We start from the raw sequence: 22,064 nt of genomic DNA on the forward strand, positions 1-22,064 counted from the left end.
AGGCTTTTACAGTTGTTGATTGTTCGTGATTTGATTATTTATCCTTTAGAAATATCTCCGGAACCAGATGTTTTGGTATCTACTTTTTCAGGATTTCCTTTGTAGGTGATATCTCCTGAGCCAGATACTCTAGCTTTTAGCATTTTGTTGGCGGTAACCTTTATATCGGCAGATCCAGATACGGTAGCATCTACATTATCGGCATCTAGATCAAAAGCTTTGATATCACCACTGCCGGAGATGGTAGCTTCAAAATGAGTAGTATTTCCACTTAAAGTTATATCGCCAGATCCGGACATAGAAGCATCTACCTTCTCGGCATCCAGCTTAAGGGTAATATCCCCAGAGCCGGACATGACTGTTTTAAGCGAATTGGTTTTGATAATAGTTTTGCCTACAATATCTCCGGAACCGGATAGTGAAATAGCATCTACACTTTCAACAGGCACTGTGATACGAATACCGCTGTTCCAATTGGAAGGCTTCAGATTAATTCCTTTTTCGGTTTTAATGATCAGTTTTCCGTCTTTGACCTCGGTTTTGATATATTCCAATAAATTGGATTCTCCTTCCAAGGTCAATTCCCCTTCGTTGCCATCGACTAAATCTACATCAAACCAACCAGAAACCGCTATGGCATCATAGTCCGGAGTTGAGCGTTCAATAGTGGTTTCATTGCCGTTTCCTTTAATCTTTTTGCCCCATTGGGCCGTACATGAAACGGTGAATAATAGTACAAGTGTTAGTGCTGCTAAATTTTTCATTGTCGTTTGTTTTTTGATGTTGATTGAAATTATTTTTTTGTGAAGCTAATACCTCCGTATTCGCTATTCAAGGTAATCATATTTCCACTTCCTTTGCTGCCATAATATCCTTCATAATGTTTGGAGGTAGATTTTACATTGCTAATATTTATGGTAAAATCATCTTTTCCGCTCACTCCGGCATAATCCGTTGAAATATCAAAGTCAAAATGATAATTGCTATTGTAGCCTAGCTTGATACCGGTATAATCTGTTCTCATAGCAACATTCCCCGCATCTTCGGCAAGTTCGTCAATACGGATAGAGCCATAATCTGCGGTAATATTCACATTACCATGTATGGTTCCCATTTTTACGGCGATGTAATCTCCGTTGCCATCAACATTGTTTGCTTCTAGTACTTCCATGTTGCCATAATCACTTCTGTACTTTAGGTTTTCCATTTTTTTTACCAAAACATTGGTATAATCGGCATTGATGTCCAAGTTGCCCGCTTTTTCAATGGTGAAACCGGAATAATCTGCCCTGATTTCTCCGCTATTTATGTAGTCTATGGTAGACTTTGAGGTATAATCAAAATTTAGTTGATTGTTTCTGCCCCTTAATTCGCCCAGTTCCAAACGACCGTAGTCACAGCTTATCTTGGCATGGCCATCCACTCTGTCCAAAATAATATTACCGTAATCGTTGTCCAGGTTTACACTGTTCTTTACGGGCATTTTTATCGTGTAATTAATTTGCATATTTACGTTGTTGCTTTTGCCCCAGTTCCAGCCCCAGCTGCTTTCTTTTTCGCCATAGGTGGTCTTAGCGTACACCATGCTATTGCTGGATTCAAAATTTACTGAAATATTATCCAGTTTACGTTGTACCTTTTCTTCATCGTTTCCATTTGTTTTAATGTTAACCTCAATGACCACTCTGTTTTCGTTCCATGAAGTAATATTGATGTTACCATAGTTATTGTTCACCTTGAGCAACGCATCTGTATTAACGTTGAATTCTTTTTTAATGGTTTTTTCCTTGGTATACTTACCGCCAAGTTTTCCATGGTTGGCCATAATAAGTCCAGGACTCATTACGATTAGTAAAACTGTATATTTAAATAGTAAAGTTCGCATCATTAGAATTTTTTAAATTTTTAATTGTTTCAATTTTGTTGAGCACATCGTTCAATAAATCTATTCTTGTCTGAAAATTAGTAATCATAGCACTCAAAATCATTTTAGAGTTACCTCCTTTTATAAGTTCCCGTTCAAGTCCTGAATAATCGGCCTCTAGATTTTTTAATTGTTTCAAGGTGTCCGAAATAATTTTTTCCGTTTCGGGAGTGCTTTCGGACTCCAATTGTTTTACCTGTTCCTCTATTAGGTTGGCAAAATAAAATTGTGAATTGCTTACTTCTGGAGAAATTTCCGCTACTTTTTCGTCAATACTTTGATTGTTTTCCAACTGGGTCAAAAATATCCCACATACTACAGCAACTGATGCCGCTATGGATAATGGTTTCCACCAGTTTGTCTTTTTCTTGGTCAAAGTTACCGCCCCGTGGGACGCATTAAGCTTTTCCATGAACCGCTGTTGATGTCCTTCTGCGGGATTTTCCGTATCCAAAGTGCCTCTTAGGCCCTCAAATAAATTATCTAAATTGTCCTTTTCCATTAATTCGCAATTACGAGTTGTTTTCTCAGGCTATCCTTTGCCCTGGAAATTGTTGTTCTACAATTGGCATAACTGATATTCATTATTTGGCTAATTTCCTCATAATCATATCCTTCTATTAAGTATAAGGTCAAAGAAAGTCTGTAATTATCTTTTAAGCGTTTCATGGTTTCCATTACTTTTTGAGCCTTTAGTTCTGTAAACACATGATCCGAAGTAATTCCGTCATTATCTTCGACCTTGTACATTATATCATCCAGCGCAACCTCATTGTTTTTTTGTTGCTTTCTGTAATGATAAATACTGTTGTTTACTACAATCCGCTTCAACCAGGCTCCAAAAGCAACTTCCCCTTTGAAAGAATGCAGTTTCGTAAACGCGTTTAAAAACGATTCTTGCATTACATCCTCGGCCTCTGCGCTATCTTTTACAATTCTAAAGGCCGTATTGTACATGGCCTTGTAATAGCGATTGTAAACTTCTAGCTGTGCACTTTGTTTTCCTTCCATGCACGATTGCAATAGCACATCAATATGTTCTTTCGTTTGGCTCAAAAAGTGATTGATTTGTAATAGAGATAAACCAATTTACAGATTGTTACAGTTGTGCTGAAATTTTTTTAAAATCGATGCGACGTTTAATTAACATCGTTGTTTTATGAAGTTGGCACAAGAATTGAATTAAAGGAGTAGAAAAAGAAAAGAAATTTGCGAGCACCCATTGAATAGGGTTATAGCGCAATATTGGTTAAGATTAAAAAACTTAGGCCGGTGTCAATTTAATGACATAATGACCGAAATATACATATGGGAGATTCCAAATTTTCAAATTTTGACAATATGTCCTTGCAAGGAATTGATGAGGATTCTGAATTAATACCCTTATTGACCGCTGAGGACGAGGAGCAGATGAACAGTGAGTTGTTGCCCGAAACATTGCCCATTTTGCCGTTGCGCAATACCGTTTTGTTTCCTGGTGTCGTCATACCCATTACGGCAGGTAGGGATAAATCCATCAAACTCATTAAAGATGCGAACAACGGTTCAAAAGTAATTGGGGTGGTATCCCAAAAAAACGAGGAAACCGAAAATCCGGATGTAAAGGATATCAATACTTTGGGAACCGTGGCTAGAATTTTACGAGTTCTTCAGATGCCCGATGGGAATACTACGGTTATCATCCAAGGAAAAAAACGCTTTGAGGTAGCCGAGATTCTTACGAAAAAGCCTTACATGACTGCAACAGTAAGGGAAACGGAAGAAATGCGACCTGGAAAGGACAGCAAAGAGTTTTTGGCAATTATTGAGTCGATCAAGGATTTGGCATTGAATATCATTAAGAATAATCCCAATATTCCGAGTGAGGCTTCTTTTGCTATTAAAAACATACAGAGCAACTCGTTTCTTATCAATTTTGTTTCCTCTAACTTGAATTTGGATGTCAAGGCGAAGCAGGAATTATTGGAAATAGGTGATTTACAGGAACGCGCATTGGCCACACTGAAATATATGAACGTGGAGATGCAAAAACTGGAGTTGAAAAACGATATCCAATCCAAAGTTAGGAGCGATTTGGACCAACAACAGCGAGAATATTTTCTGCATCAGCAGATGAAGACCATTCAAGAGGAACTGGGTGGTGTTTCCTATGACGATGAGTTGGAGGAAATGCGGGCCAAGGCCAAAAAGAAAAAGTGGGGAAAAAAGGTAAAGGAGCATTTTACCAAGGAACTTTCCAAAATGCAGCGTATGAACCCGCAAGTGGCGGAATATTCCATTCAGCGCAACTATTTGGATTTGTTCTTGGATTTACCATGGAATGAATTTTCTACGGATAAATTCGATTTAAAGCGGGCACAACGTATTCTAGATCGGGATCATTACGGTTTGGAAGATGTAAAACGAAGAATAATTGAATATTTGGCGGTCTTAAAACTGCGTAACGATATGAAATCCCCCATTCTTTGTCTGTACGGACCACCGGGAGTGGGTAAGACTTCTCTGGGAAAATCCGTCGCTGAGGCATTGGGTAGGGAATATGTTCGTATGTCGTTAGGTGGATTGCGAGACGAGGCAGAGATAAGGGGACATCGAAAAACCTATATCGGTGCCATGCCCGGCCGAATTATTCAAAGCCTTAAAAAAGCAGGAACTTCCAATCCGGTGTTTATTTTGGACGAAATAGATAAGCTTTCCAATAGCCATCAGGGAGACCCATCCTCTGCCATGCTAGAGGTATTAGATCCAGAGCAAAATGCCGAGTTCCATGATAATTTCCTGGAAATGGGTTATGACCTTTCCAAAGTCATGTTTATCGCAACGGCCAATAATTTGGGTACTATACAACCTGCGCTGCGAGATCGTATGGAAATCATAAATGTAACGGGTTACACCATTGAAGAAAAAGTGGAGATTGCCAAAAAGCATTTGTTGCCCAAACAGTTAACGGAACATGGTTTAAGTTCCGAACATTTAAAAATCGCAAAACCACAGTTGGAAAAAATCGTTGAGGGATATACGAGAGAATCTGGAGTGCGTTCTTTGGAAAAGCAGATTGCCAAGATGGTTCGTTATGCGGCAAAATCCATTGCCATAGAAGAGGAGTATAACGTGAAAGTGACAAACGAGGATGTTATTGAAGTTCTTGGAGCACCAAGAATGGAGCGCGACAAATATGAAAACAATCAAGTAGCTGGTGTTGTGACCGGTTTGGCATGGACCAGTGTTGGGGGTGATATTTTGTTTATAGAATCTATCTTGTCCAAAGGGAAAGGTACATTGAGTATCACTGGAAATTTGGGGAAAGTAATGAAGGAATCGGCCACAATAGCCATGGAATACATAAAATCGAATGCCGACCGCTTTGACTTGAATCCGGAAATATTCGATAAGTACAATGTGCATATTCATGTGCCGGAAGGTGCTACCCCCAAAGACGGACCCAGTGCAGGTATCACCATGTTAACCTCCTTAGTGTCTTTGTTTACCCAACGAAAGGTAAAGAAGAGTTTGGCCATGACCGGTGAGATTACCTTAAGAGGAAAAGTATTGCCCGTAGGCGGTATCAAAGAGAAGATATTGGCGGCTAAAAGGGCAAAAATCAAGGAGATTATTCTTTGTGCCGATAATGAAAGAGATATAAAGGAAATAAAGGAGTCTTATTTAAAGGGACTTACTTTTCATTACGTAAAGGATATGCATGAGGTTGTAGATTTGGCCCTGACCTCACAAAAGGTCAAAAACGCCAAGAAGCTATAATTTCAAATTGCTGTTAGTTAGAGTGCAGTTGAGCATTATTTCTTCCTATATTTAGTATTAATGAAAAAAATAACCATAGCTGTAGATGGTTTTTCCTCTACCGGAAAAAGCACGTTGGCCAAGCAATTGGCCAAGGCTTTGGGCTATGTTTATGTGGACACTGGAGCTATGTACAGGGCTATCACCCTTTTTGCCATGCAGGAGGGCTTTATAAGCGAAAAATCCGAGGATATTCGGTCACTTGTTGAAACATTGTCAACAATCGATTTAAAATTCAAATACAATGAGGCGCTTGGGTTTTCGGAGATGTATTTAAATGGAAAAAACGTTGAGAAAGAAATTAGGTCTTTGGAAGTTTCTAAGAATGTGAGTCGCATTGCTGAATTGGAAGAAGTTCGAAAAAAATTGGTCAATCTTCAAAAAGTTATGGGAAAGGAAAAAGGTATAGTCATGGACGGTCGTGATATCGGTACTGTTGTTTTTCCGGATGCGGAGCTTAAAATTTTTATGACGGCATCTCCTGAAAAAAGGGCCTATAGACGCTACAAAGAACTGTTGGACCGCGGGGACAAGGTGGTTTACGAGGATATTCTTGAAAATGTCCAAAAACGGGATTATATAGATTCTCACCGTGAGTTTTCGCCTCTAAAAAAAGCGGATGATGCTATCGAATTTGATAATAGCGATATGGGACTGAAAGAACAATTTGAACGTATACACAATTATGCGTTACGGGTGATTGAGAAGGAGTAGGGTAATTTACTATAGAGTATTAGATTAGGGCTTTTTATGGGAGGTATTGTTGTATACCATTTTTATTTTAGTCAAAGTTTATTCTTTTGCTAATATCATCTATATTTTTTTGGTGTTGTTCTCTCTCAATTCTCTCTCTTTCCGCTATTTGTTTTTTCTCAAATTTATTTCTGCTATTTGTTTATTAGCAACTTCAACTGTTAATTTTAAAGTATCCTTATGGTATTTTTCTACTTCTTCAATTGTAGTTCCATCAAGTATGACTTGATTTCCATATGCTGAAGCAATTCCGGGTCTATGCATTGACGAGAATCGTGGCGGACGATTCCAAGCATTTACAAACAAATCTCTCCATTCATAACTTGGTGTTCGGTTTAGTTCAAATGGTATTTTATATAACGCACTGCCAGCAGTTCCGTCATTTTTAGGTTGTGTAATTTCATCAATTACAATTCCTTTAATCTTTATTGGTTCATCCTCCGATACAGGTTTGAAAACTTCTTTGGAAACCGAAGAATTAGCTTTCCTAGTTTTTATCCCAAGTTTAGGTGCTGTTTCTCTTGCCTTGAACAATGTTGTTGTTAAATCAGCGTAGTTGTTGTCGTAGTGAGTTTGATTGGATAAGTCAACGTAATATTTTCCTTGAAGCCAAGATGGTATAGAAGTTTCTTTTGTTCCAGATTTAAGGATTGGAATAAATTTTCTGTGATTTGAAGTTTGAAGTACTTCTGCTGTCATTATATCTCCTTCGTATCCGACACCTCCAATTCTTTTCTCTGATTTTGATTTGTATTTAGGTGTACAGATAATTAATACATAATCATTTTCACGAACGGAATTTTCCATAAAATGCGGCATTTGATCTCCAGGAACTACTTCCCATTGGTCAAGTTTTGCGTCAATTCCGTCATTTCGTAATTCAGTCGCAAGTCTTTTAACCCATTCTTTTACTTCGTCACTTTCCCAAGCATAGGATATAAATGCTTTTGGTATTTCCATATCTTATATTATTTCATTTTGTTCTTCCAATAATTGATTGTGTATGCAATCAAAGTGATTACAAGTGATAGAGAGGTAATACAGCTTAAGATTAATCCAAACCAATATAGAGTGCACAATTCATAATATTCGGATGCACCAAGGGTCAAAAGGGCTAAAAATAAGCCCCATAAATTTTGATTTAGATTTATCTTAAAATTTTCAGCACCCATTTTTTATTTTTTTGAATTCCAAATGACATACAACGCCGCGCTATGTGCAGTCCGGCTAATTTTAAGGAAATATAGCGAAATCCTGTAAAACCATAACGAGAGAAAGGTTCCTCCGCTTAGTCTTTCGTTATGGTTCCCGGCCAGGCCTGCTTGGCAGGCCGTGAAGCCTTGGGATTTTGCGGTATTGGGATTAAAATTAGCCGAACCGGATTGCATATAGCGATTGATATGTCGAGTAATGGAGCCGTTGCGGCGATATTGGCAAAAGGGACCCTTGTCCTACGGATTTTGGCGATCCGGCATAGCGCGGCGATGATGTCGACCCGCTTTTGGTGCGGTAGCTGCGTTAGCAGTGCAACAAAAGTACGCCGCAGGCGTATTCGACATCATCGGTCTGGCTATGGCAAGTAGGGCGGGCAAGGAAACTTTTTGTTTCCGTCTGCGCTCGTAGCCAAAGCCTTTTGTTTTGTATTTATCTTTTTTGTTTTAAATGCCAAATCCAAAGGATTTGGCGGACTCAGTAAATAAACCCAAGCCATTAAATTTAGCACTTTATGCCCTATTTGCTATAGGTATTGTTGGCAATAGCTATTTAATCCAAATACTCATAGGTTTCCTCATATTTCAACTGCTCCGTACCATTATACTTATCTACTACTTTACGAGATTTTGGACGATTATTTTCGTCGTATTCGAATGAAATATATTGGTCTTCAGATTTATAATCAAATCTCATTCTTGTATAATTGTTTACTGAATACTTTAAATTCAATATTAATCGATAGATGTATTCCTGAGAATTAATTACCCCTATATCATCAGTATAGATAACAACACTTGGTTTATCGTCATAGTCAAAATACTCTAATCCATCATTAAAAGAAAAATCATTACTTATGCCTTTGATATTTTCATTTTCATAAAGAATATCAGTGTTTTCTTTTCTAATAATTAAGTTATTTGGATTTACTAAATATGTTGTTCCAGTTATCCAACCAATAAATTTTCCATTGTTATCAAGCTCATTCTGACTAATTGTCAATTGCTCAGTTCCATTATTATTTTTATTACGCTCAAAAACAACTTCAACATAATTTTCAGGTAATATTCCAAAATTCCAACCACAATCGCTTTCCGAACAATCTAAAACACATCTGGAAATTTCGTTATTATCATCTAATTCTATTGTGTATTTGGCATATGAAGTTCCAGAGATGGCGTCCTCTTGATTGACTTCTAGGGTTTTCAATTTTAAATTTCTATCGTATTCCATAGAATAAATAGTGACTCTATTGTCTAGATTTTCTCCTTGCCGAATAATTACTTTTTTTAGCAGACTACTTTTAGTAGTGTTATCAACATCGATGGAATTTTCTTTTGAACATGAATAAAAATTTGTTAGTAGTAATAATAGAATAGATATTTTTTTCATAGATTAAATTAAAGATGTTTATTTTTCTTGTGCGGTCATAATTATTGCCAACAATTCGATAAGCGCACTCTTACGCTTATAAATTTATAACGTTAATATAAAAATATTAAAACAAAAAAATACCGTTCCAAAAAGCAACGGTATTTTTAATTTTATCTAACGTCTAACGTCTAACGTCTAACGTCTAACGTCTAACGTCTAACGTCTAACGTCTAACGTCTAACGTCTAACGTCTTAAGGATTCGGAATCACCAAAACTTGGTCTGGATGAATTACATCCGGATTGCTTAGGATATTGGTATTTGCGGAGAAAATTTGCTTGTATTTCATAGCGTCTCCGTAGTAATGCTTTGCAATCTTGCTCAAAGATTCTCCACTGGCAACGGTATGCCTGTGATACACAGAATCATCGGCGACGGTAATATTTGCTTTTATATCAGAAGCGTTTTCACCACCTAGAGCCTTGATTTTATCCCATATTAAGTCCTTTTCATAAGGCGTATTTGCTTGACCTTTTATTTTAAGTACGCCACCTTCCTCGGTTACGTTTCCATCTTTGATTCCTAATTGCTCGCCAAGGTCCAAAACCCCTTGATACTTCGCTTTTACACTCATTGTTTAATTTTTAACGGTTAATATTCGTAATGGGAAGATAAGAATATTTTAAGGTTTTACGGATAAAAAAAGTATCGAATCCCTTTGTATTTTAACTACTTCGTTGCAATACTTTGTTATTGATGAAATTAATAGTATTTTTGCACACCTTTTTTACGGCAGTATCAAGAGCAAAAAAGGAGAAAACAAATTAAAATAACAACTTCTGTGTTAGTCGTTTAACTCTTGTAAAAACACGGGATACAAATTTATGATCAGCAAATGGCTGAAGAAAAAAAAGAAGCTGAAGCAGTAGAAACTGTTGAGGCCACTCCAGAAACTGCGGAAGCAGTGCAAGAAACCAAAGAACAGGCTCCTGTTCAAGATCCAAAAGAATTTTTAGAAAACTTTAATTGGGAAAAATACGAACAAGGTATCGAACGTGTTGAAGATTCCAAATTAGAGGAGTTTGAAAAATTAGTAGCTGAAAACTTTGTTGACACGGCCGATGAGGAAGTAGTAACAGGTACAGTGGTTTATCTTACGGATAGGGAAGCTATCATTGACATCAACGCAAAGTCTGAAGGGGTTATCTCCTTGAACGAATTTCGTTATAATCCTGATTTAAAGGTTGGTGATAAAGTAGAAGTATTGATTGACATCCGCGAGGATAAAAGTGGTCAGTTGGTATTGTCCCATAGAAAGGCAAGGACTATCATGGCATGGGACCGTGTAAATGCGGCTCACGATAAAGAAGAAATTGTCAGTGGTTTCGTAAAATGCAGAACTAAAGGAGGAATGATCGTTGACGTATTCGGTATCGAGGCATTCTTGCCAGGTTCTCAGATAGATGTGAAGCCCATCCGTGATTACGATCAGTACGTGAACAAAACGATGGAGTTCAAGGTGGTTAAGATCAATCACGAATTCAAGAACGTAGTGGTATCGCACAAAGCATTGATCGAAGCGGATATCGAAGAGCAGAAAAAAGAGATCATCAGCCAGTTGGAAAAAGGACAGGTATTGGAAGGTGTTGTCAAGAACATTACTTCTTACGGTGTCTTTATTGACCTTGGTGGTGTTGATGGTCTTGTACATATCACGGACCTTTCTTGGTCAAGAATCAACCACCCGAACGAGGTTGTTGAGTTAGACCAGAAATTAAATGTGGTAATCCTTGATTTTGATGAAAATAAATCAAGAATCCAACTAGGTCTTAAGCAATTGGAGAAGCATCCTTGGGAAGCACTTAGTGATGAAATCAAGGTAGGTGACAAAGTAAAAGGTAAAGTAGTCGTTATCGCAGATTACGGTGCTTTTATAGAAGTTGTTGAAGGTGTGGAAGGATTGATTCACGTTTCTGAAATGTCATGGTCTACGCACTTACGTTCCGCTCAGGATTTCGTAAAAGTAGGGGATGAGGTAGAAGCTGTAGTATTGACCCTAGATCGTGAAGATCGTAAAATGTCTCTAGGTATTAAGCAATTAACGCCAGACCCATGGACAGATATTACATCTAAGTACCCTGTTGGTTCCAAGCACAAAGGTATTGTACGTAATTTCACCAACTTTGGTGTATTCGTAGAGTTGGAAGAAGGTATAGACGGATTAATCTATATATCCGACCTTTCTTGGACTAAGAAAATCAAGCACCCATCTGAGTTCACCAATGTTGGTGATACGTTGGAGGTCGAGGTATTGGAATTGGATGTTGAGGGCCGTAAATTAAGTTTGGGCCACAAACAGACTACAGAAAACCCTTGGGACAAGTACGAAGCTGAGTTCGCGCTGGGTACTACACACAAATCAGCAATTACGGAGATTGTTGATAAAGGTGCAACCATTGACTTCAATGAGGACATTACGGCATTTGTGCCACAGCGTCACTTGGAGAAAGAAGATGGTTCCAAGCTTAAAAAGGGTGAGGAAGCGGAATTCAAGATCATTGAGTTCAACAAGGACTTTAAACGTGTTGTAGCAAGTCATACCGCAATCTTTAGAGAGGAAGAACAACGCAACGTAAAAGCTGCCGTCAAAAGACAAGCGGCCGCTGCAGATGAGGCGAAACCAACTTTAGGGGATGCCAATGATGCTTTACAAGCGTTGAAGGATAAAATGGAAGCTGATTCTAAAAAGAAGAAGTAGACCACTTTTGATATTTTCCCCTTCGGGGTAAGGTGATAATCCTCGACGACTTTTTAAAGTTGTTGGGGATTTTTTTTGAATGCTCTTTTTTTAAATGAACAGTAGTTATTGCTCATCGTTAGTGTACACTATTTTTCAAGGGATTCAAAACTATTTTTATTTCACTATGGTCGATTAGAAATAACGTTGTTCTTTTTGTTTTAGTTTGCAAATCAAAATCTGCACTATGATTAAAAATTTCGGGTTAATACTCTTCTTACCCTTTTTATGTTCTACTAATGCTCAAATGGAAGCTACGATAATCGACTCCATTACTGGTGAATCAGTTTCTCAGGTAAATATCTGGTTAACAGACAAAGGCCAAGGAACCTTTTCAGATGAAAAGGGCTTTTTTAGTTTTAAAAAAACTTTTGGTGCAGAAAAAGTGATTTTTTCAGCTGTTGGGTATAAGACTAAAGAAGTACCCATAAATCAAATCCACGAAAAAATCTTGCTTTCCCCACAAACTACAGTCTTAAACGAAGCAGTGGTACAAGCCCGTAAATCGAAAAGACGCTTAACCAAAAGGGTCAATAGAATTAATAGACTAAGAATTAAAAGTATTTTACCAGGTTTTGAAAATCCGCAAATACTAGCCAAATACTTTCCCTATAAAAAAGAGTACCGTAAAACACGTTTTCTTAAGGAGATAAGATTATTTACTCAAAGTAGTTATGAACATGCATCATTCAATATTCGATTATTTTCGGTCGGAAAAGATAGCTTTCCAGATGGTTATATTTATTCCAAAAATATTAGAGTTTTAACTAGAAAAGGAAAGAAAATAACCAGAATAGATCTCAATGATGAAAATATCGTTTTTCCTGAAGATGGTTTTTTCTTGGGTGTTGAATGGGTGAGAGTAAAAGAAAATTTGAGTATTTGGAACAGTTTTGAACCTTATATCGGTTTTGAAATTCATGATAACAATGAAGGAAGCTGGTTTTACCGTAGAGGCGTATGGAAGCCTATGTGGGAGCTGTCTAACGAAGGTGTTCCTAGAGGTGAGTATCGGCACTTGGCCGCTGAACTCATATTGAGCGAATGAGAATTAGTTGATTTCAACAGCTTTTAAGCCTTGAGTTTTAAAGTCAAAGTAAATTGCCAATTTAGTTTTGATATATGTCATTTTACTTAAGATGATTTTAAATTATGAGTAATTTCTTTAATAGATTAAGTATCGAACCACCTATTCTCATCACTTTTCTATTATTATATGGTGTATGTAATGCGCAAACAAATGCAGTAGTAATTGATTCCCTTTCTAACAAACCAATACCACAAGTTAATATCTGGTTAACATGCAAGGGCCAAGGAACCTTTTCAGATGAAAAGGGCTTTTTTAGTTTTAAAAAAACTTTTGGTGCAGAAAAAGTGATATTATCGGCGGTAGGCTATGAAACTAAGCGTATAAGCTAAAAAAAATAAAGGATACAATCTACTTAGAGCAACAAATTATTGAATTAAATGAGGCTATTGTTCAAGCTAGAAAAACAAGACGCAGGCTACGCAGAAAAATAGGTCATTTAAGAAGAGCCGATACAGAAATCTTTATACCTGGATTCGGTAAACCTATAATTTACGCGAAATACTTTCCGTTTAAAAAAGAGTATAATACAACTCCTTTTTTGAAGGAAATAAGGCTGTTAATTAAAAACGATCGCACTGAGGCTCCTTTTAACGTTCGACTTTTCGCAGTAGGAGAAAACAGTGCTCCTGAAAATTATATTTATGCAAAGAACATTAAAGTGATACCGAAAAAAAGGGAAACATATCTGTAAAATTGATATTGATAAGGAGTCTATTTTTTTTCCAGAAGAAGGCTTTTTTGTAGCTGTAGAGTGGCAGAGAACCAAAAATAATGTAGCTGTTTGGAGCAGTTTTCAACCGTATATCGGCTTTGAACAACTCAAAACCAGCGATGGAAGTTGGCTTTATGAACAAGGCCATTGGAAAAAAACCGCGGGCTTTACAAGATTATGAAAAGTTTCGAGGAAAATTTAATCATTTAGCAGTTGAAATTATATTAAGCGAATAACGAATATATTCAGCTGACGCTTGAGTTATCTTCTCGTTAGTCTAGAGTCTCCCCCTTCACCCACTCCGTAATCACCTCCAAAGCCACAGGCGAAATCGTCTGCTCTATAATCGCGTATTCCGTTGGTGAGCCGTATTGACTTTCTTGAAAAAGGTGATTTAAATTGGCTTAGCTTTGCGTGGTAACGTCATTGTTACCGCCCGCATTAATACTCTTTTTAATAGCCGCCAAATTTTCTTGAGCGGGTACTTGCAAATCTTTATCTCCATTAATTGCTAAAACAGGGCAGTCAACTTGCATCAAAGTTTCAGTGGGGTCGTATTTTATAAAATATTGCATCCAAGGAGAGGTGAGTAATTCTACCTGCTGCGCAATAAAATTCTTATCTTTTGAAACGCCAACGGGTAATTCGTTATCGGGAATATCGGCAAGTAAGCCTTCAATTTGCGCTTGTAGTTTTGGTTTGAGTCCTGTTACATCCTCTGAATTCTTAATGGTTTGCATCACCGCAGTATTAATTTCTGCGGCTTTGATCAAATCTTCTTCACTCATACCATACACTTTACCAATAAGGCGTTGTTGTTTGATGAGCAATTCTTGTCCTGTGATACCTATACCTGCCATCAGAACAATAAACGCAACATCTTTATTTTCAGCCGCTACCATAAGCGCAATAATGCCGCCTTCACTGTGACCTATGAGTCCGATTTGCTTTGGACATCACGAGGCGTTTTTATTCAAAGAGTTTGAATTGACATCTACATTTAAAGCTGATTACCTTTTAATCGGAAAGGTATCTGGAGATTGCAACTTTGTTTTTGTTGAATTGGAAAATCCTAATGGTCAGAAACTTTCCAAAAGAATTTTTAACATTGGACAAGTCAAGGTTAATCTATGCCGTATTCGCGGTACGCAGAACAGATTTTAAGGAAAAAATATATGAGTTAAAGAGAAAGTATTTAAAAAGAAATAATATAATGATTCTGCATTATGACAATTTATTGGATTTGTTTGAATTATTAAAGTCAAGTAAAAACTATTAAATAAATCATAATTGGTAATGTGCGTCTTCATTTTTCTGAATAGAATGGAAGTTCCGACATGTATGTTGGGGCTTTTTTATGCCCTAGGACTGAGTTCAGCATCAATATTTGGAAGAATTACCTATTTTTGCCTTGCTATACCTGTGGATAGACCAATATGAGTCAAAAAGTACTACTCTCCTCAAAAGAAATAAACATCATTCTACATCGTTTGGCTTGTCAACTCCTTGAGAATCATCTTGATTTTAAGAATACCGTTCTGATAGGAATTCAACCTAGAGGAATTTTCGTGGCAGAAAGGCTTTGTAAAATTTTGAAAGAGGAGTACGGAGTAAAAGAAATTGACCTTGGCGTATTGGATATTACATTTTACCGGGACGATTTTAGAAGGGGCGACAAAACACTGGAAGCCACAAAGACAAAAATCAATTTTTTGATAGAGGATAAAAAAGTGGTCTTGATCGATGACGTTCTTTATACAGGACGAAGTATCAATGCGGCGCTTACGGCCTTACAGTCTTTTGGAAGACCTCTAGAGGTAGAGCTACTTACCCTTATTGATAGACGTTTTAGCAGACATCTACCCATACAGCCCAATTATAGGGGGAGACAGGTTGATGCTATTGATAATGAAAAAGTGCAGGTCATGTGGAAAGAGAACGATGGTGAAGATAAAATATACTTGATTAATAGATAAGGATGAGCGAACTGAGTGTAAATCACTTATTGGGCATAAAATATCTGAAAGAATCGGATATTCAACTCATTTTTGAAACCGCAGATCATTTCAAGGAAGTCATCAACAGATCTATTAAAAAAGTTCCTTCCTTACGTGATATTACCATTGCCAATATTTTTTTTGAAAACAGTACCAGAACTAAACTATCTTTTGAACTTGCGGAAAAGCGACTTTCTGCGGACGTGCTTAATTTTTCTGCGAGCCAATCTTCCGTTAAAAAAGGCGAAACTTTAATTGATACGGTCAATAACATTCTTTCCATGAAAGTGGACATGGTGGTCATGCGACATCCCAATCCGGGAGCGGCCATATTCTTGTCCAAACACGTAAAAGCATCGATCATAAACGCCGGTGACGGAGCACATGAACACCCTACCCAAGCACTTTTAGATTCCTATTCCATTCGGGAAAAACTTGGAGATGTAACGGGTAAAAATGTAGTCATTGTTGGGGATATTTTACATTCAAGGGTAGCCTTGTCCAATATATTCGCTTTAAAATTGCAAGGGGCTAACGTGAAAGTATGCGGACCTAAAACATTGCTTCCAAAGTATATAACGTCTTTAGGCGTTGATGTAGAGACGAATCTAAAAAAGGCACTGGAATGGTGCGATGTGGCCAATATGCTTCGCATTCAAAATGAAAGATTGGACATTAGCTATTTTCCGACCACTCGGGAATACACACAGCAATTCGGGGTGAATAGAAAACTATTGAATAGCTTGAACAAGGAAATTGTCATCATGCATCCTGGCCCCATCAATAGAGGGGTGGAAATTACAAGTGATGTGGCCGATTCCAAGCAATCCATCATCTTGAATCAGGTCGAAAATGGTGTGGCCATAAGAATGGCGGTCATTTATCTTTTAGCCTCTAAAATTAAACAGTAAAATTATGATTTTTGATAAGGAAGGTACCATAATTACAGTGTATCAGGAGAAAACATCGTTACCTGTTTTTTTGAAAAATTTAGATGAGGCATACCCAAAACTTAAAAATGACAATTTGATCTTAAACCTGTTTACGTTCAAAAAACTGACATCGGATGATGTGCTGGAATTCTTGGATATTTCAAACAAACATAGGGATGGAGGTAAATCTTTTGTCATCGTAACGGATAAAGTGACCTATGACGAAGTTCCTGAAGAAATTATAGTAACACCCACCCTTCAGGAAGCCAAAGACATTATTGAAATGGAGGAAATAGAGAGAGATTTAGGAATTTAATCGAAAATTTCAGATTGAAAAGGGAAAATGTTATAACAGACAAAGTTTTCAATTTACGTTAGAAGTTATCTTTTATATAAATCATAAAATTACTGGCTTCAATACTGAAATCTTCAAAAAATAATAATTGAAATAAAATATATGTCTTTCCTTCCATTTTCCATTCTCAATTTTTAATTAGCATGCGCCTCACGATTCTAGGTTGTTATGCCGCCACTCCCAGAACAATGACCAACCCTACTTCACAGGTTTTGGAGTTCAAAAATCACATGTTTTTGATAGATTGTGGGGAAGGAACACAGGTACAACTTCGTAAGCACAAAATTCGGTTTTCGAGAATCAATCATATTTTTATCTCCCATTTGCATGGTGATCATTTTTTTGGATTACCGGGGTTGATCTCTACATTTAGGTTGTTGGGCAGGGATAAAGAGATGCATATTTATGGTCCAAAAGGAATCAAAGAAGCTATAACGCTTTTATTAAAACTAGGCGATTCCTGGACCAATTATCATCTAATTTTTCACGAACTAACTTCAAAGAAACCGGAACTTATTTTTGAAGATGAAAAAGTGACGGTGGAAACCATCCCTTTGAATCATAGGGTGTACACGAACGGATTTCTTTTTAGGGAAAAACTGGGGGAGCGAAAGTTAAATGTAGAAGCTGTTGCAAAATATAAGATCGACCAAGCTTATTTTCGAAACATAAAGAAAGGAAAAGAGGTGGTTCAGGATGATGGTACCATTGTTTCCAATACGTTATTGACATTTGATCCGGAACCTCCTAAATCGTATGCTTTTTGTAGTGATACGGCTTTTAAACCGGATATTGTTCCTCAAATCAGCAAGGTAGATGTGCTATACCATGAGGCCACCTTTTTGGAGACCGAAGCTAAATTGGCTCCTAAAACGAAACATGCAACGGCAAAAGAAGCCGCAACCATTGCAGAAATGGCAAGTGCAGGCACACTGATTTTAGGGCATTATTCCACACGATACAAATCCATTGAACTTTTTAAAAAAGAAGCTGTTACTATTTTCTCAAATACACTTTTGGCGGATGATGGTAAATCTTTCGATTTTTAAGTTTTAAATGTCAAGATTTTAGAACGATTAAATTACCAATAAAGCACAATACTTCCTTTTAATTCTCCCTTCTTTTCAAGAACTTTGATTATCTTGTTTAGAAGGATAAAAACATGCAGAAAGACTTAGGGAATTACAGGAAATCGTACGAAAAAAGTGCACTGTTAGAGGACCAAATATCGGATAACCCCATACAACTATTTCAGACGTGGTTCTATGAGGTGGAGCAGTCTGATAGTGTTGACGAACCCAACGCAATGACCGTGTCTACCATAGGAAAAGATGGTTATCCTAAAAACAGGGTAGTGCTCCTAAAAAAATATACGCACGAGGGTTTTATTTTCTATACCAACTATAAAAGTGAGAAAAGCAAAGCTATTGCTGCCAATCCTAATGTTTGTATTTCTTTCTTTTGGCCCAACCTGGAACGTCAAGTAATTATTAAGGGAAAAGCAGAGAAAGTTTCCGAAAATATGTCCGATGGTTATTTTGAATCCAGACCGGAAGGAAGCAAGTTGGGCGCTATTGTATCTGACCAAAGTCAGGTAATTGCTTCCAGAGCAGTTTTGGAATCAAAACTTAAAGCTTTGGAAAAAGAATATGAAGGGAAGGAAATAGAACGACCCGATTATTGGGGCGGATTCATCGTAAAGCCTGTTTCAATGGAGTTTTGGCAAGGTAGACCCAACCGATTACACGATCGTATTCGGTATATCTTACAGAAGAACTTGGACTGGAAAATAGAACGTTTGGCTCCTTAAAATGGAATAAAATGAAAAATCTGATACTCATGCGTCACGGCAAATCCTCATGGGAACATAACGTGAGCGACCAAGATAGGTCTTTGTTACAAAGGGGGGTAAACGATGCCCATCTAATAGGCGCGGAACTTTCAAGAAAAAAAATAGTAATCGATTATGCCTTTTCGAGCCCGGCAAACAGAGCGTTACATACTGCTATGATTTGTTTGAGAAAGCTTGGACATTCTTTGGAAAAGTTTACCGTTGCCAATGAGCTATATGATTTTTCCGGTGATCAAGTACTTGATTTTTTAAAGGGCACTTCAAATACGCTAAACTCCATTATCATTTTTGGCCACAATCATGCCTTCACCCATCTCGTAAATGCTTTGGGAGATAATTATATTGATAATCTTCCTACAAGTGGTTTAGCACAAATACAGTTTAAAGTTGATCAATGGAGTAGCATAACAAAAGGAAAAACAATTTTAACCCTATTTCCGAAACACTTAAGATAATGATAAAGACCAAAAACCAATATATAAATAGGGAAATCAGTTGGCTAAGATTTAATGAACGCGTACTTCAGGAAAGTGCCGATAAAAATGTTCCCTTGATCGAGAGATTGCGTTTTACCGGAATCTTTTCCAATAATCTGGATGAGTTCTTCAAAGTGCGTTATGCAACGGTAAAGCGTATCGTAGAAGCCGGTAAAAAGGGGAAAAGCGTTCTTGGCGGTGAGGTCGCAAAAGATCTTTTGGAAGAAATCACCAAAATTGTTATCGAACAGCAGTCTCGCAGTATCGATATCATTTTAGAGATTGAAAAAGAGTTGGAAACACAGAATATATTTCTGATACGGGAAACGGAGCTTTCCGAAGGTCAGCAGAAATTCGTGAAGAAATATTTTCTTCAAAACGTGAGTCCTCAATTAATGACTATCATTCTGAGCGATTTGGCAGAATTTCCGACGCTTAAGGATACGGCCGCATATTTGGCCATTAAAATGATTCTCAAAAGCGAGGACCGCACTAAGGAAACTTCCGAAAGAATAGAAAAAAGATTCGCCCTCATAGAAATTCCCAAAGGTATAGAGCGTTTTGTAGTGCTCCCAAGAGAAGGAGAAAAGGATTATGTGATCATGTTGGATGATGTTATCCGGTTTTGTATGGATAGTATCTTCCCCATGTTCGATTATAGTTCCATATCGGCCCATATGATAAAAATTACAAGGGATGCGGAATTGGATATTGATAATGACCTTAGTAAAAGTTTTATCGAAAAGATTTACTCCAGTGTCGAGCACCGTAAAATAAGTGATCCGGTTCGTTTTGTATATGATAAAAATATCGAAACGGATACGTTGGAATTTCTAAAGGAAAAAATGGATGTGGAGGATACGGATAGCGTTATTCCCGGTGGGCGTTATCACAACAAGCGTGACTACATGGCATTTCCCAGTTTGGGAAGAAAAGATCTTCAATATGAAAAAATCACTCCTTTACCGGTTAAAGGACTCAGTTTGGAGGGAAGTTTGTTGGAACGAATCGCGGAAAAGGATTATTTGCTTTATGCACCATATCACAATTATTCATACGTTTTAAAGTTTTTGCGAGAAGCGGCCTTGGACCCAAAGGTAAAAGCTATAAAAATTACCGTGTACCGTTTGGCCAATGACTCTCAAGTGGCGGCTTGTTTGGCCAATGCCGTAAAGAATGGGAAACAGGTTACCCTGCAAATTGAGCTTCGCGCCCGTTTTGACGAGCATGCCAATATTAGATATGCAGAGGAACTACAGGCAGAAGGGGTCAAGCTCATTTTTGGTGTTCCCGGACTTAAAGTACACAGTAAAATATGTTTGATAGAACGTGAAGAGGAAGGTCAAATGACACGTTACGGATTTATAAGCACAGGTAATTTTAATGAATCTACAGCAAAAATTTATACGGATTATACCCTCTTTACGGCACATGTGCCTATTCTGAAAGAATTGAACAAGGTATTCGATTTTTTTGAAACCACCTATAAAATAAATAAGTACAAACACTTGGTGGTATCTCCACATTATACCAAGACCGTATTTAAAAATTTAATAGATCAAGAGATTGAAAATGCCAAGGCAGGAAAAGAAGCTTTTATCAAAATAAAGATGAACAGTTTTACTTCATACAAAATGATAGACAAATTGTACGAGGCAAGTAGGGCAGGGGTTAAAATAAAATTGATTATAAGAGGTATTTGTTGTTTGATTCCAGGAGTGCCCGGCATGAGTGAAAATATTGAAGCCATAAGCGTAGTGGATAAATTTTTAGAACATCCCAGATTATTCATTTTTTGTAATGATGGAGATACCAAAGTTTATATTTCCTCGGCTGACTTTATGACGCGTAACTTGGAAAACAGGGTAGAGGTTGGTTGTCCTATCTATGATGCGGATATCAAACAAGAATTGCTGGACACTTTTGAAATTTCTTGGAACGATAATGTTAAAGCCCGTGTTTTTAACGAAGCACAGGATAACGCATACCGAAGGAACGATAAGAAAAAAGTACGTTCCCAATTTGCCCTATATGATTATTATCTTAATAAATTGAAGGAATAGTAAACAAGTATTAGGGCGAGTAATTTAGAATGAATAGCTCTTCTACATAAAAAATAACTAACCGTGAATGGTTTCCGAAGTGCCTAAGTTTTCCATGATTTCGGCCTCGTAGTCGAGCAATGATTGCCATTTCTCGTCAACTTCCTTTCGGTCCCCGTATTGCCTTGCGAATTTTAAAAACATCGTATAATGACTCGCTTCGCTGATCATTAATTTATGATAGAACTCTGCCAGTTTTTTGTCTTCCAGTTCCTCTGAAAGTAAGCGGAAACGTTCACAACTCCGTGCCTCGATCAATGCGGCGTATAACAATCTATGAACAAGTTGCGTAGTACGGCTTCCACCTTTTGGAAAGAATTTTACAAGTTGTAGAACATATTCGTCTTTACGGTCTCTACCTAAAGTTTTACCTCGCTCTAGGATAAGATCATGCACCATTTTAAAATGGCCCATTTCCTCACGGGAAAGTGCTATCATTTCTTGAATGAGTTTCGGGTATTCAGGAAATGAAACAATCAATGAAATTGCCGTGCTTGCAGCTTTCTGCTCGCAATAGGCATGATCGGTAAGAATTTCGTCAATGTTCTTTTCCACGATATTTACCCAACGCGGATCTGTGGGGAGTTTAAGGCCTAACATAGCTTCTATTTTTGGTAAAATTAGAAATAATAGTTCAAATAGAAAGCAAGGATGTTCTGGCTCTAATGATACATTTTCGGGAAAAAAGAGA

The 22,064-nt window shown here is 37.4% G+C and carries 21 protein-coding genes; 12 read left to right on the plus strand and 9 right to left on the minus strand.

Translation table 11 applies throughout. From position 1 onward, the window contains the following. Positions 1–38: 38 nt before the first annotated feature. The 4 genes from ACKWBX_RS07820 to ACKWBX_RS07835 are packed head-to-tail and all read right to left on the minus strand — an operon-like array spanning position 39 to position 2,980. Positions 39–764: a head GIN domain-containing protein gene (locus ACKWBX_RS07820; protein WP_413968117.1), complete on the minus strand. Its 726-nt coding sequence runs from the start codon at positions 762–764 to the stop codon at positions 39–41. A gap of 29 nt (positions 765–793) precedes the next feature. Beyond that, positions 794–1,885 carry a DUF4097 family beta strand repeat-containing protein gene (locus ACKWBX_RS07825; RefSeq protein WP_413968118.1) on the minus strand — a complete coding sequence of 364 codons (1,092 nt, stop codon included), beginning with the start codon at positions 1,883–1,885 and terminating at the stop codon, positions 794–796. After that, positions 1,866–2,426, minus strand: coding sequence for a hypothetical protein (locus ACKWBX_RS07830; protein ID WP_413968119.1), 561 nt, complete (start codon positions 2,424–2,426; stop codon positions 1,866–1,868). The genes ACKWBX_RS07825 and ACKWBX_RS07830 overlap by 20 nt, the downstream gene beginning before the upstream one ends. Beyond that, a complete protein-coding gene (locus tag ACKWBX_RS07835; protein WP_413968120.1) occupies positions 2,426–2,980 on the minus strand; it encodes an RNA polymerase sigma factor in 555 nt (184 codons plus the stop codon). The genes ACKWBX_RS07830 and ACKWBX_RS07835 overlap by 1 nt, the downstream gene beginning before the upstream one ends. A 252-nt stretch (positions 2,981–3,232) precedes the next feature. Here ACKWBX_RS07835 and lon point away from each other — a divergent pair, with 252 nt between their 5' ends. Next, complete coding sequence (gene lon, locus ACKWBX_RS07840; protein ID WP_413968121.1) at positions 3,233–5,683, plus strand: endopeptidase La; 2,451 nt, start codon at positions 3,233–3,235, stop codon at positions 5,681–5,683. Positions 5,684–5,743: 60 nt separating this feature from the next. After that, the gene (cmk, locus tag ACKWBX_RS07845) at positions 5,744–6,436 is read left to right on the plus strand and encodes a (d)CMP kinase (RefSeq protein ID WP_413968122.1); all 693 of its coding nucleotides are present in this window, start codon (positions 5,744–5,746) and stop codon (positions 6,434–6,436) included. A 144-nt stretch (positions 6,437–6,580) separates the two neighbouring features. Here the strand turns inward: cmk and ACKWBX_RS07850 are convergent, their stop codons facing one another. From ACKWBX_RS07850 to ACKWBX_RS07860, 3 genes are all read right to left on the minus strand, one after another. Then, positions 6,581–7,435, minus strand: coding sequence for a toll/interleukin-1 receptor domain-containing protein (locus tag ACKWBX_RS07850; protein WP_413968123.1), 855 nt, complete (start codon positions 7,433–7,435; stop codon positions 6,581–6,583). An 804-nt stretch (positions 7,436–8,239) separates the two neighbouring features. Beyond that, the gene (locus ACKWBX_RS07855; RefSeq protein WP_413968124.1) at positions 8,240–9,079 is read right to left on the minus strand and encodes a hypothetical protein; all 840 of its coding nucleotides are present in this window, start codon (positions 9,077–9,079) and stop codon (positions 8,240–8,242) included. Positions 9,080–9,313: 234 nt separating this feature from the next. After that, complete coding sequence (locus ACKWBX_RS07860) at positions 9,314–9,694, minus strand: LysM peptidoglycan-binding domain-containing protein (protein WP_413968125.1); 381 nt, start codon at positions 9,692–9,694, stop codon at positions 9,314–9,316. A 261-nt stretch (positions 9,695–9,955) separates the two neighbouring features. Between ACKWBX_RS07860 and rpsA the strand changes: the two genes are divergently transcribed. From rpsA to ACKWBX_RS07875, 3 genes are all read left to right on the plus strand, one after another. Beyond that, positions 9,956–11,818 carry a 30S ribosomal protein S1 gene (gene rpsA / locus ACKWBX_RS07865; protein WP_413968126.1) on the plus strand — a complete coding sequence of 621 codons (1,863 nt, stop codon included), beginning with the start codon at positions 9,956–9,958 and terminating at the stop codon, positions 11,816–11,818. Between the two features lie 226 nt (positions 11,819–12,044). Further along, on the plus strand, positions 12,045–12,905 hold the full coding sequence (locus ACKWBX_RS07870) for a carboxypeptidase-like regulatory domain-containing protein (RefSeq protein ID WP_413968127.1): 861 nt from the start codon (positions 12,045–12,047) through the stop codon (positions 12,903–12,905). 104 nt (positions 12,906–13,009) lie between these two features. Further along, positions 13,010–13,276, plus strand: coding sequence for a carboxypeptidase-like regulatory domain-containing protein (locus ACKWBX_RS07875; protein WP_413968128.1), 267 nt, complete (start codon positions 13,010–13,012; stop codon positions 13,274–13,276). A gap of 787 nt (positions 13,277–14,063) precedes the next feature. On the opposite strand, the gene ACKWBX_RS07880 is transcribed toward ACKWBX_RS07875, so the two are convergent. Then, complete coding sequence (locus ACKWBX_RS07880) at positions 14,064–14,603, minus strand: alpha/beta fold hydrolase (RefSeq protein ID WP_413968864.1); 540 nt, start codon at positions 14,601–14,603, stop codon at positions 14,064–14,066. Positions 14,604–15,095: 492 nt separating this feature from the next. On the opposite strand from ACKWBX_RS07880, the gene pyrR reads away from it, so the two are divergent. The 7 genes from pyrR (at position 15,096) to ppk1 (ending at position 21,334) form a co-directional block, all read left to right on the plus strand. Next, on the plus strand, positions 15,096–15,635 hold the full coding sequence (gene pyrR / locus ACKWBX_RS07885) for a bifunctional pyr operon transcriptional regulator/uracil phosphoribosyltransferase PyrR (RefSeq protein ID WP_413968129.1): 540 nt from the start codon (positions 15,096–15,098) through the stop codon (positions 15,633–15,635). A 2-nt stretch (positions 15,636–15,637) separates the two neighbouring features. Beyond that, entirely contained in the window at positions 15,638–16,567 is a 930-nt protein-coding gene (locus tag ACKWBX_RS07890; RefSeq protein ID WP_413968130.1) for an aspartate carbamoyltransferase catalytic subunit, read from the plus strand. Between the two features lie 4 nt (positions 16,568–16,571). Further along, positions 16,572–16,904, plus strand: coding sequence for a ribonuclease Z (locus ACKWBX_RS07895; protein ID WP_413968131.1), 333 nt, complete (start codon positions 16,572–16,574; stop codon positions 16,902–16,904). Between the two features lie 182 nt (positions 16,905–17,086). Continuing rightward, positions 17,087–17,992: a ribonuclease Z gene (locus ACKWBX_RS07900; protein ID WP_413968132.1), complete on the plus strand. Its 906-nt coding sequence runs from the start codon at positions 17,087–17,089 to the stop codon at positions 17,990–17,992. Positions 17,993–18,105: 113 nt separating this feature from the next. After that, a complete protein-coding gene (gene pdxH / locus ACKWBX_RS07905; protein ID WP_413968133.1) occupies positions 18,106–18,753 on the plus strand; it encodes a pyridoxamine 5'-phosphate oxidase in 648 nt (215 codons plus the stop codon). 11 nt (positions 18,754–18,764) lie between these two features. Further along, positions 18,765–19,250: a SixA phosphatase family protein gene (locus ACKWBX_RS07910; RefSeq protein WP_413968134.1), complete on the plus strand. Its 486-nt coding sequence runs from the start codon at positions 18,765–18,767 to the stop codon at positions 19,248–19,250. After that, positions 19,250–21,334 carry a polyphosphate kinase 1 gene (ppk1, locus tag ACKWBX_RS07915; protein ID WP_413968135.1) on the plus strand — a complete coding sequence of 695 codons (2,085 nt, stop codon included), beginning with the start codon at positions 19,250–19,252 and terminating at the stop codon, positions 21,332–21,334. The genes ACKWBX_RS07910 and ppk1 overlap by 1 nt, the downstream gene beginning before the upstream one ends. 57 nt (positions 21,335–21,391) lie before the next feature. Here the strand turns inward: ppk1 and ACKWBX_RS07920 are convergent, their stop codons facing one another. Next, positions 21,392–21,973: a MiaE family protein gene (locus tag ACKWBX_RS07920; RefSeq protein WP_413968136.1), complete on the minus strand. Its 582-nt coding sequence runs from the start codon at positions 21,971–21,973 to the stop codon at positions 21,392–21,394. Positions 21,974–22,064: the final 91 nt, after the last annotated feature.

It is taken from the genome of Maribacter algae, assembly GCF_047345745.1.
Taxonomy (GTDB): Bacteria; Bacteroidota; Bacteroidia; order Flavobacteriales; family Flavobacteriaceae; genus Maribacter.

Excerpts from the sequence above, each read along its gene's own strand:
- ACKWBX_RS07860 (WP_413968125.1), bottom strand. The coding sequence starts at position 9,694 with ATGAGTGTAAAAGCGAAGTATCAAGGGGTTTTGGACCTTGGCGAGCAA.
- ACKWBX_RS07825 (WP_413968118.1), bottom strand. The coding sequence starts at position 1,885 with ATGCGAACTTTACTATTTAAATATACAGTTTTACTAATCGTAATGAGT.
- ppk1 (WP_413968135.1), top strand. The coding sequence starts at position 19,250 with ATGATAAAGACCAAAAACCAATATATAAATAGGGAAATCAGTTGGCTA.
- ACKWBX_RS07920 (WP_413968136.1), bottom strand. The coding sequence starts at position 21,973 with ATGTTAGGCCTTAAACTCCCCACAGATCCGCGTTGGGTAAATATCGTG.
- ACKWBX_RS07900 (WP_413968132.1), top strand. The coding sequence starts at position 17,087 with ATGCGCCTCACGATTCTAGGTTGTTATGCCGCCACTCCCAGAACAATG.
- ACKWBX_RS07850 (WP_413968123.1), bottom strand. The coding sequence starts at position 7,435 with ATGGAAATACCAAAAGCATTTATATCCTATGCTTGGGAAAGTGACGAA.
- pdxH (WP_413968133.1), top strand. The coding sequence starts at position 18,106 with ATGCAGAAAGACTTAGGGAATTACAGGAAATCGTACGAAAAAAGTGCA.
- ACKWBX_RS07855 (WP_413968124.1), bottom strand. The coding sequence starts at position 9,079 with ATGAAAAAAATATCTATTCTATTATTACTACTAACAAATTTTTATTCA.
- ACKWBX_RS07895 (WP_413968131.1), top strand. The coding sequence starts at position 16,572 with ATGATTTTTGATAAGGAAGGTACCATAATTACAGTGTATCAGGAGAAA.
- ACKWBX_RS07830 (WP_413968119.1), bottom strand. The coding sequence starts at position 2,426 with ATGGAAAAGGACAATTTAGATAATTTATTTGAGGGCCTAAGAGGCACT.
- ACKWBX_RS07820 (WP_413968117.1), bottom strand. The coding sequence starts at position 764 with ATGAAAAATTTAGCAGCACTAACACTTGTACTATTATTCACCGTTTCA.
- ACKWBX_RS07875 (WP_413968128.1), top strand. The coding sequence starts at position 13,010 with ATGAGTAATTTCTTTAATAGATTAAGTATCGAACCACCTATTCTCATC.
- ACKWBX_RS07890 (WP_413968130.1), top strand. The coding sequence starts at position 15,638 with ATGAGCGAACTGAGTGTAAATCACTTATTGGGCATAAAATATCTGAAA.
- lon (WP_413968121.1), top strand. The coding sequence starts at position 3,233 with ATGGGAGATTCCAAATTTTCAAATTTTGACAATATGTCCTTGCAAGGA.
- ACKWBX_RS07870 (WP_413968127.1), top strand. The coding sequence starts at position 12,045 with ATGATTAAAAATTTCGGGTTAATACTCTTCTTACCCTTTTTATGTTCT.
- cmk (WP_413968122.1), top strand. The coding sequence starts at position 5,744 with ATGAAAAAAATAACCATAGCTGTAGATGGTTTTTCCTCTACCGGAAAA.
- rpsA (WP_413968126.1), top strand. The coding sequence starts at position 9,956 with ATGGCTGAAGAAAAAAAAGAAGCTGAAGCAGTAGAAACTGTTGAGGCC.
- pyrR (WP_413968129.1), top strand. The coding sequence starts at position 15,096 with ATGAGTCAAAAAGTACTACTCTCCTCAAAAGAAATAAACATCATTCTA.
- ACKWBX_RS07910 (WP_413968134.1), top strand. The coding sequence starts at position 18,765 with ATGAAAAATCTGATACTCATGCGTCACGGCAAATCCTCATGGGAACAT.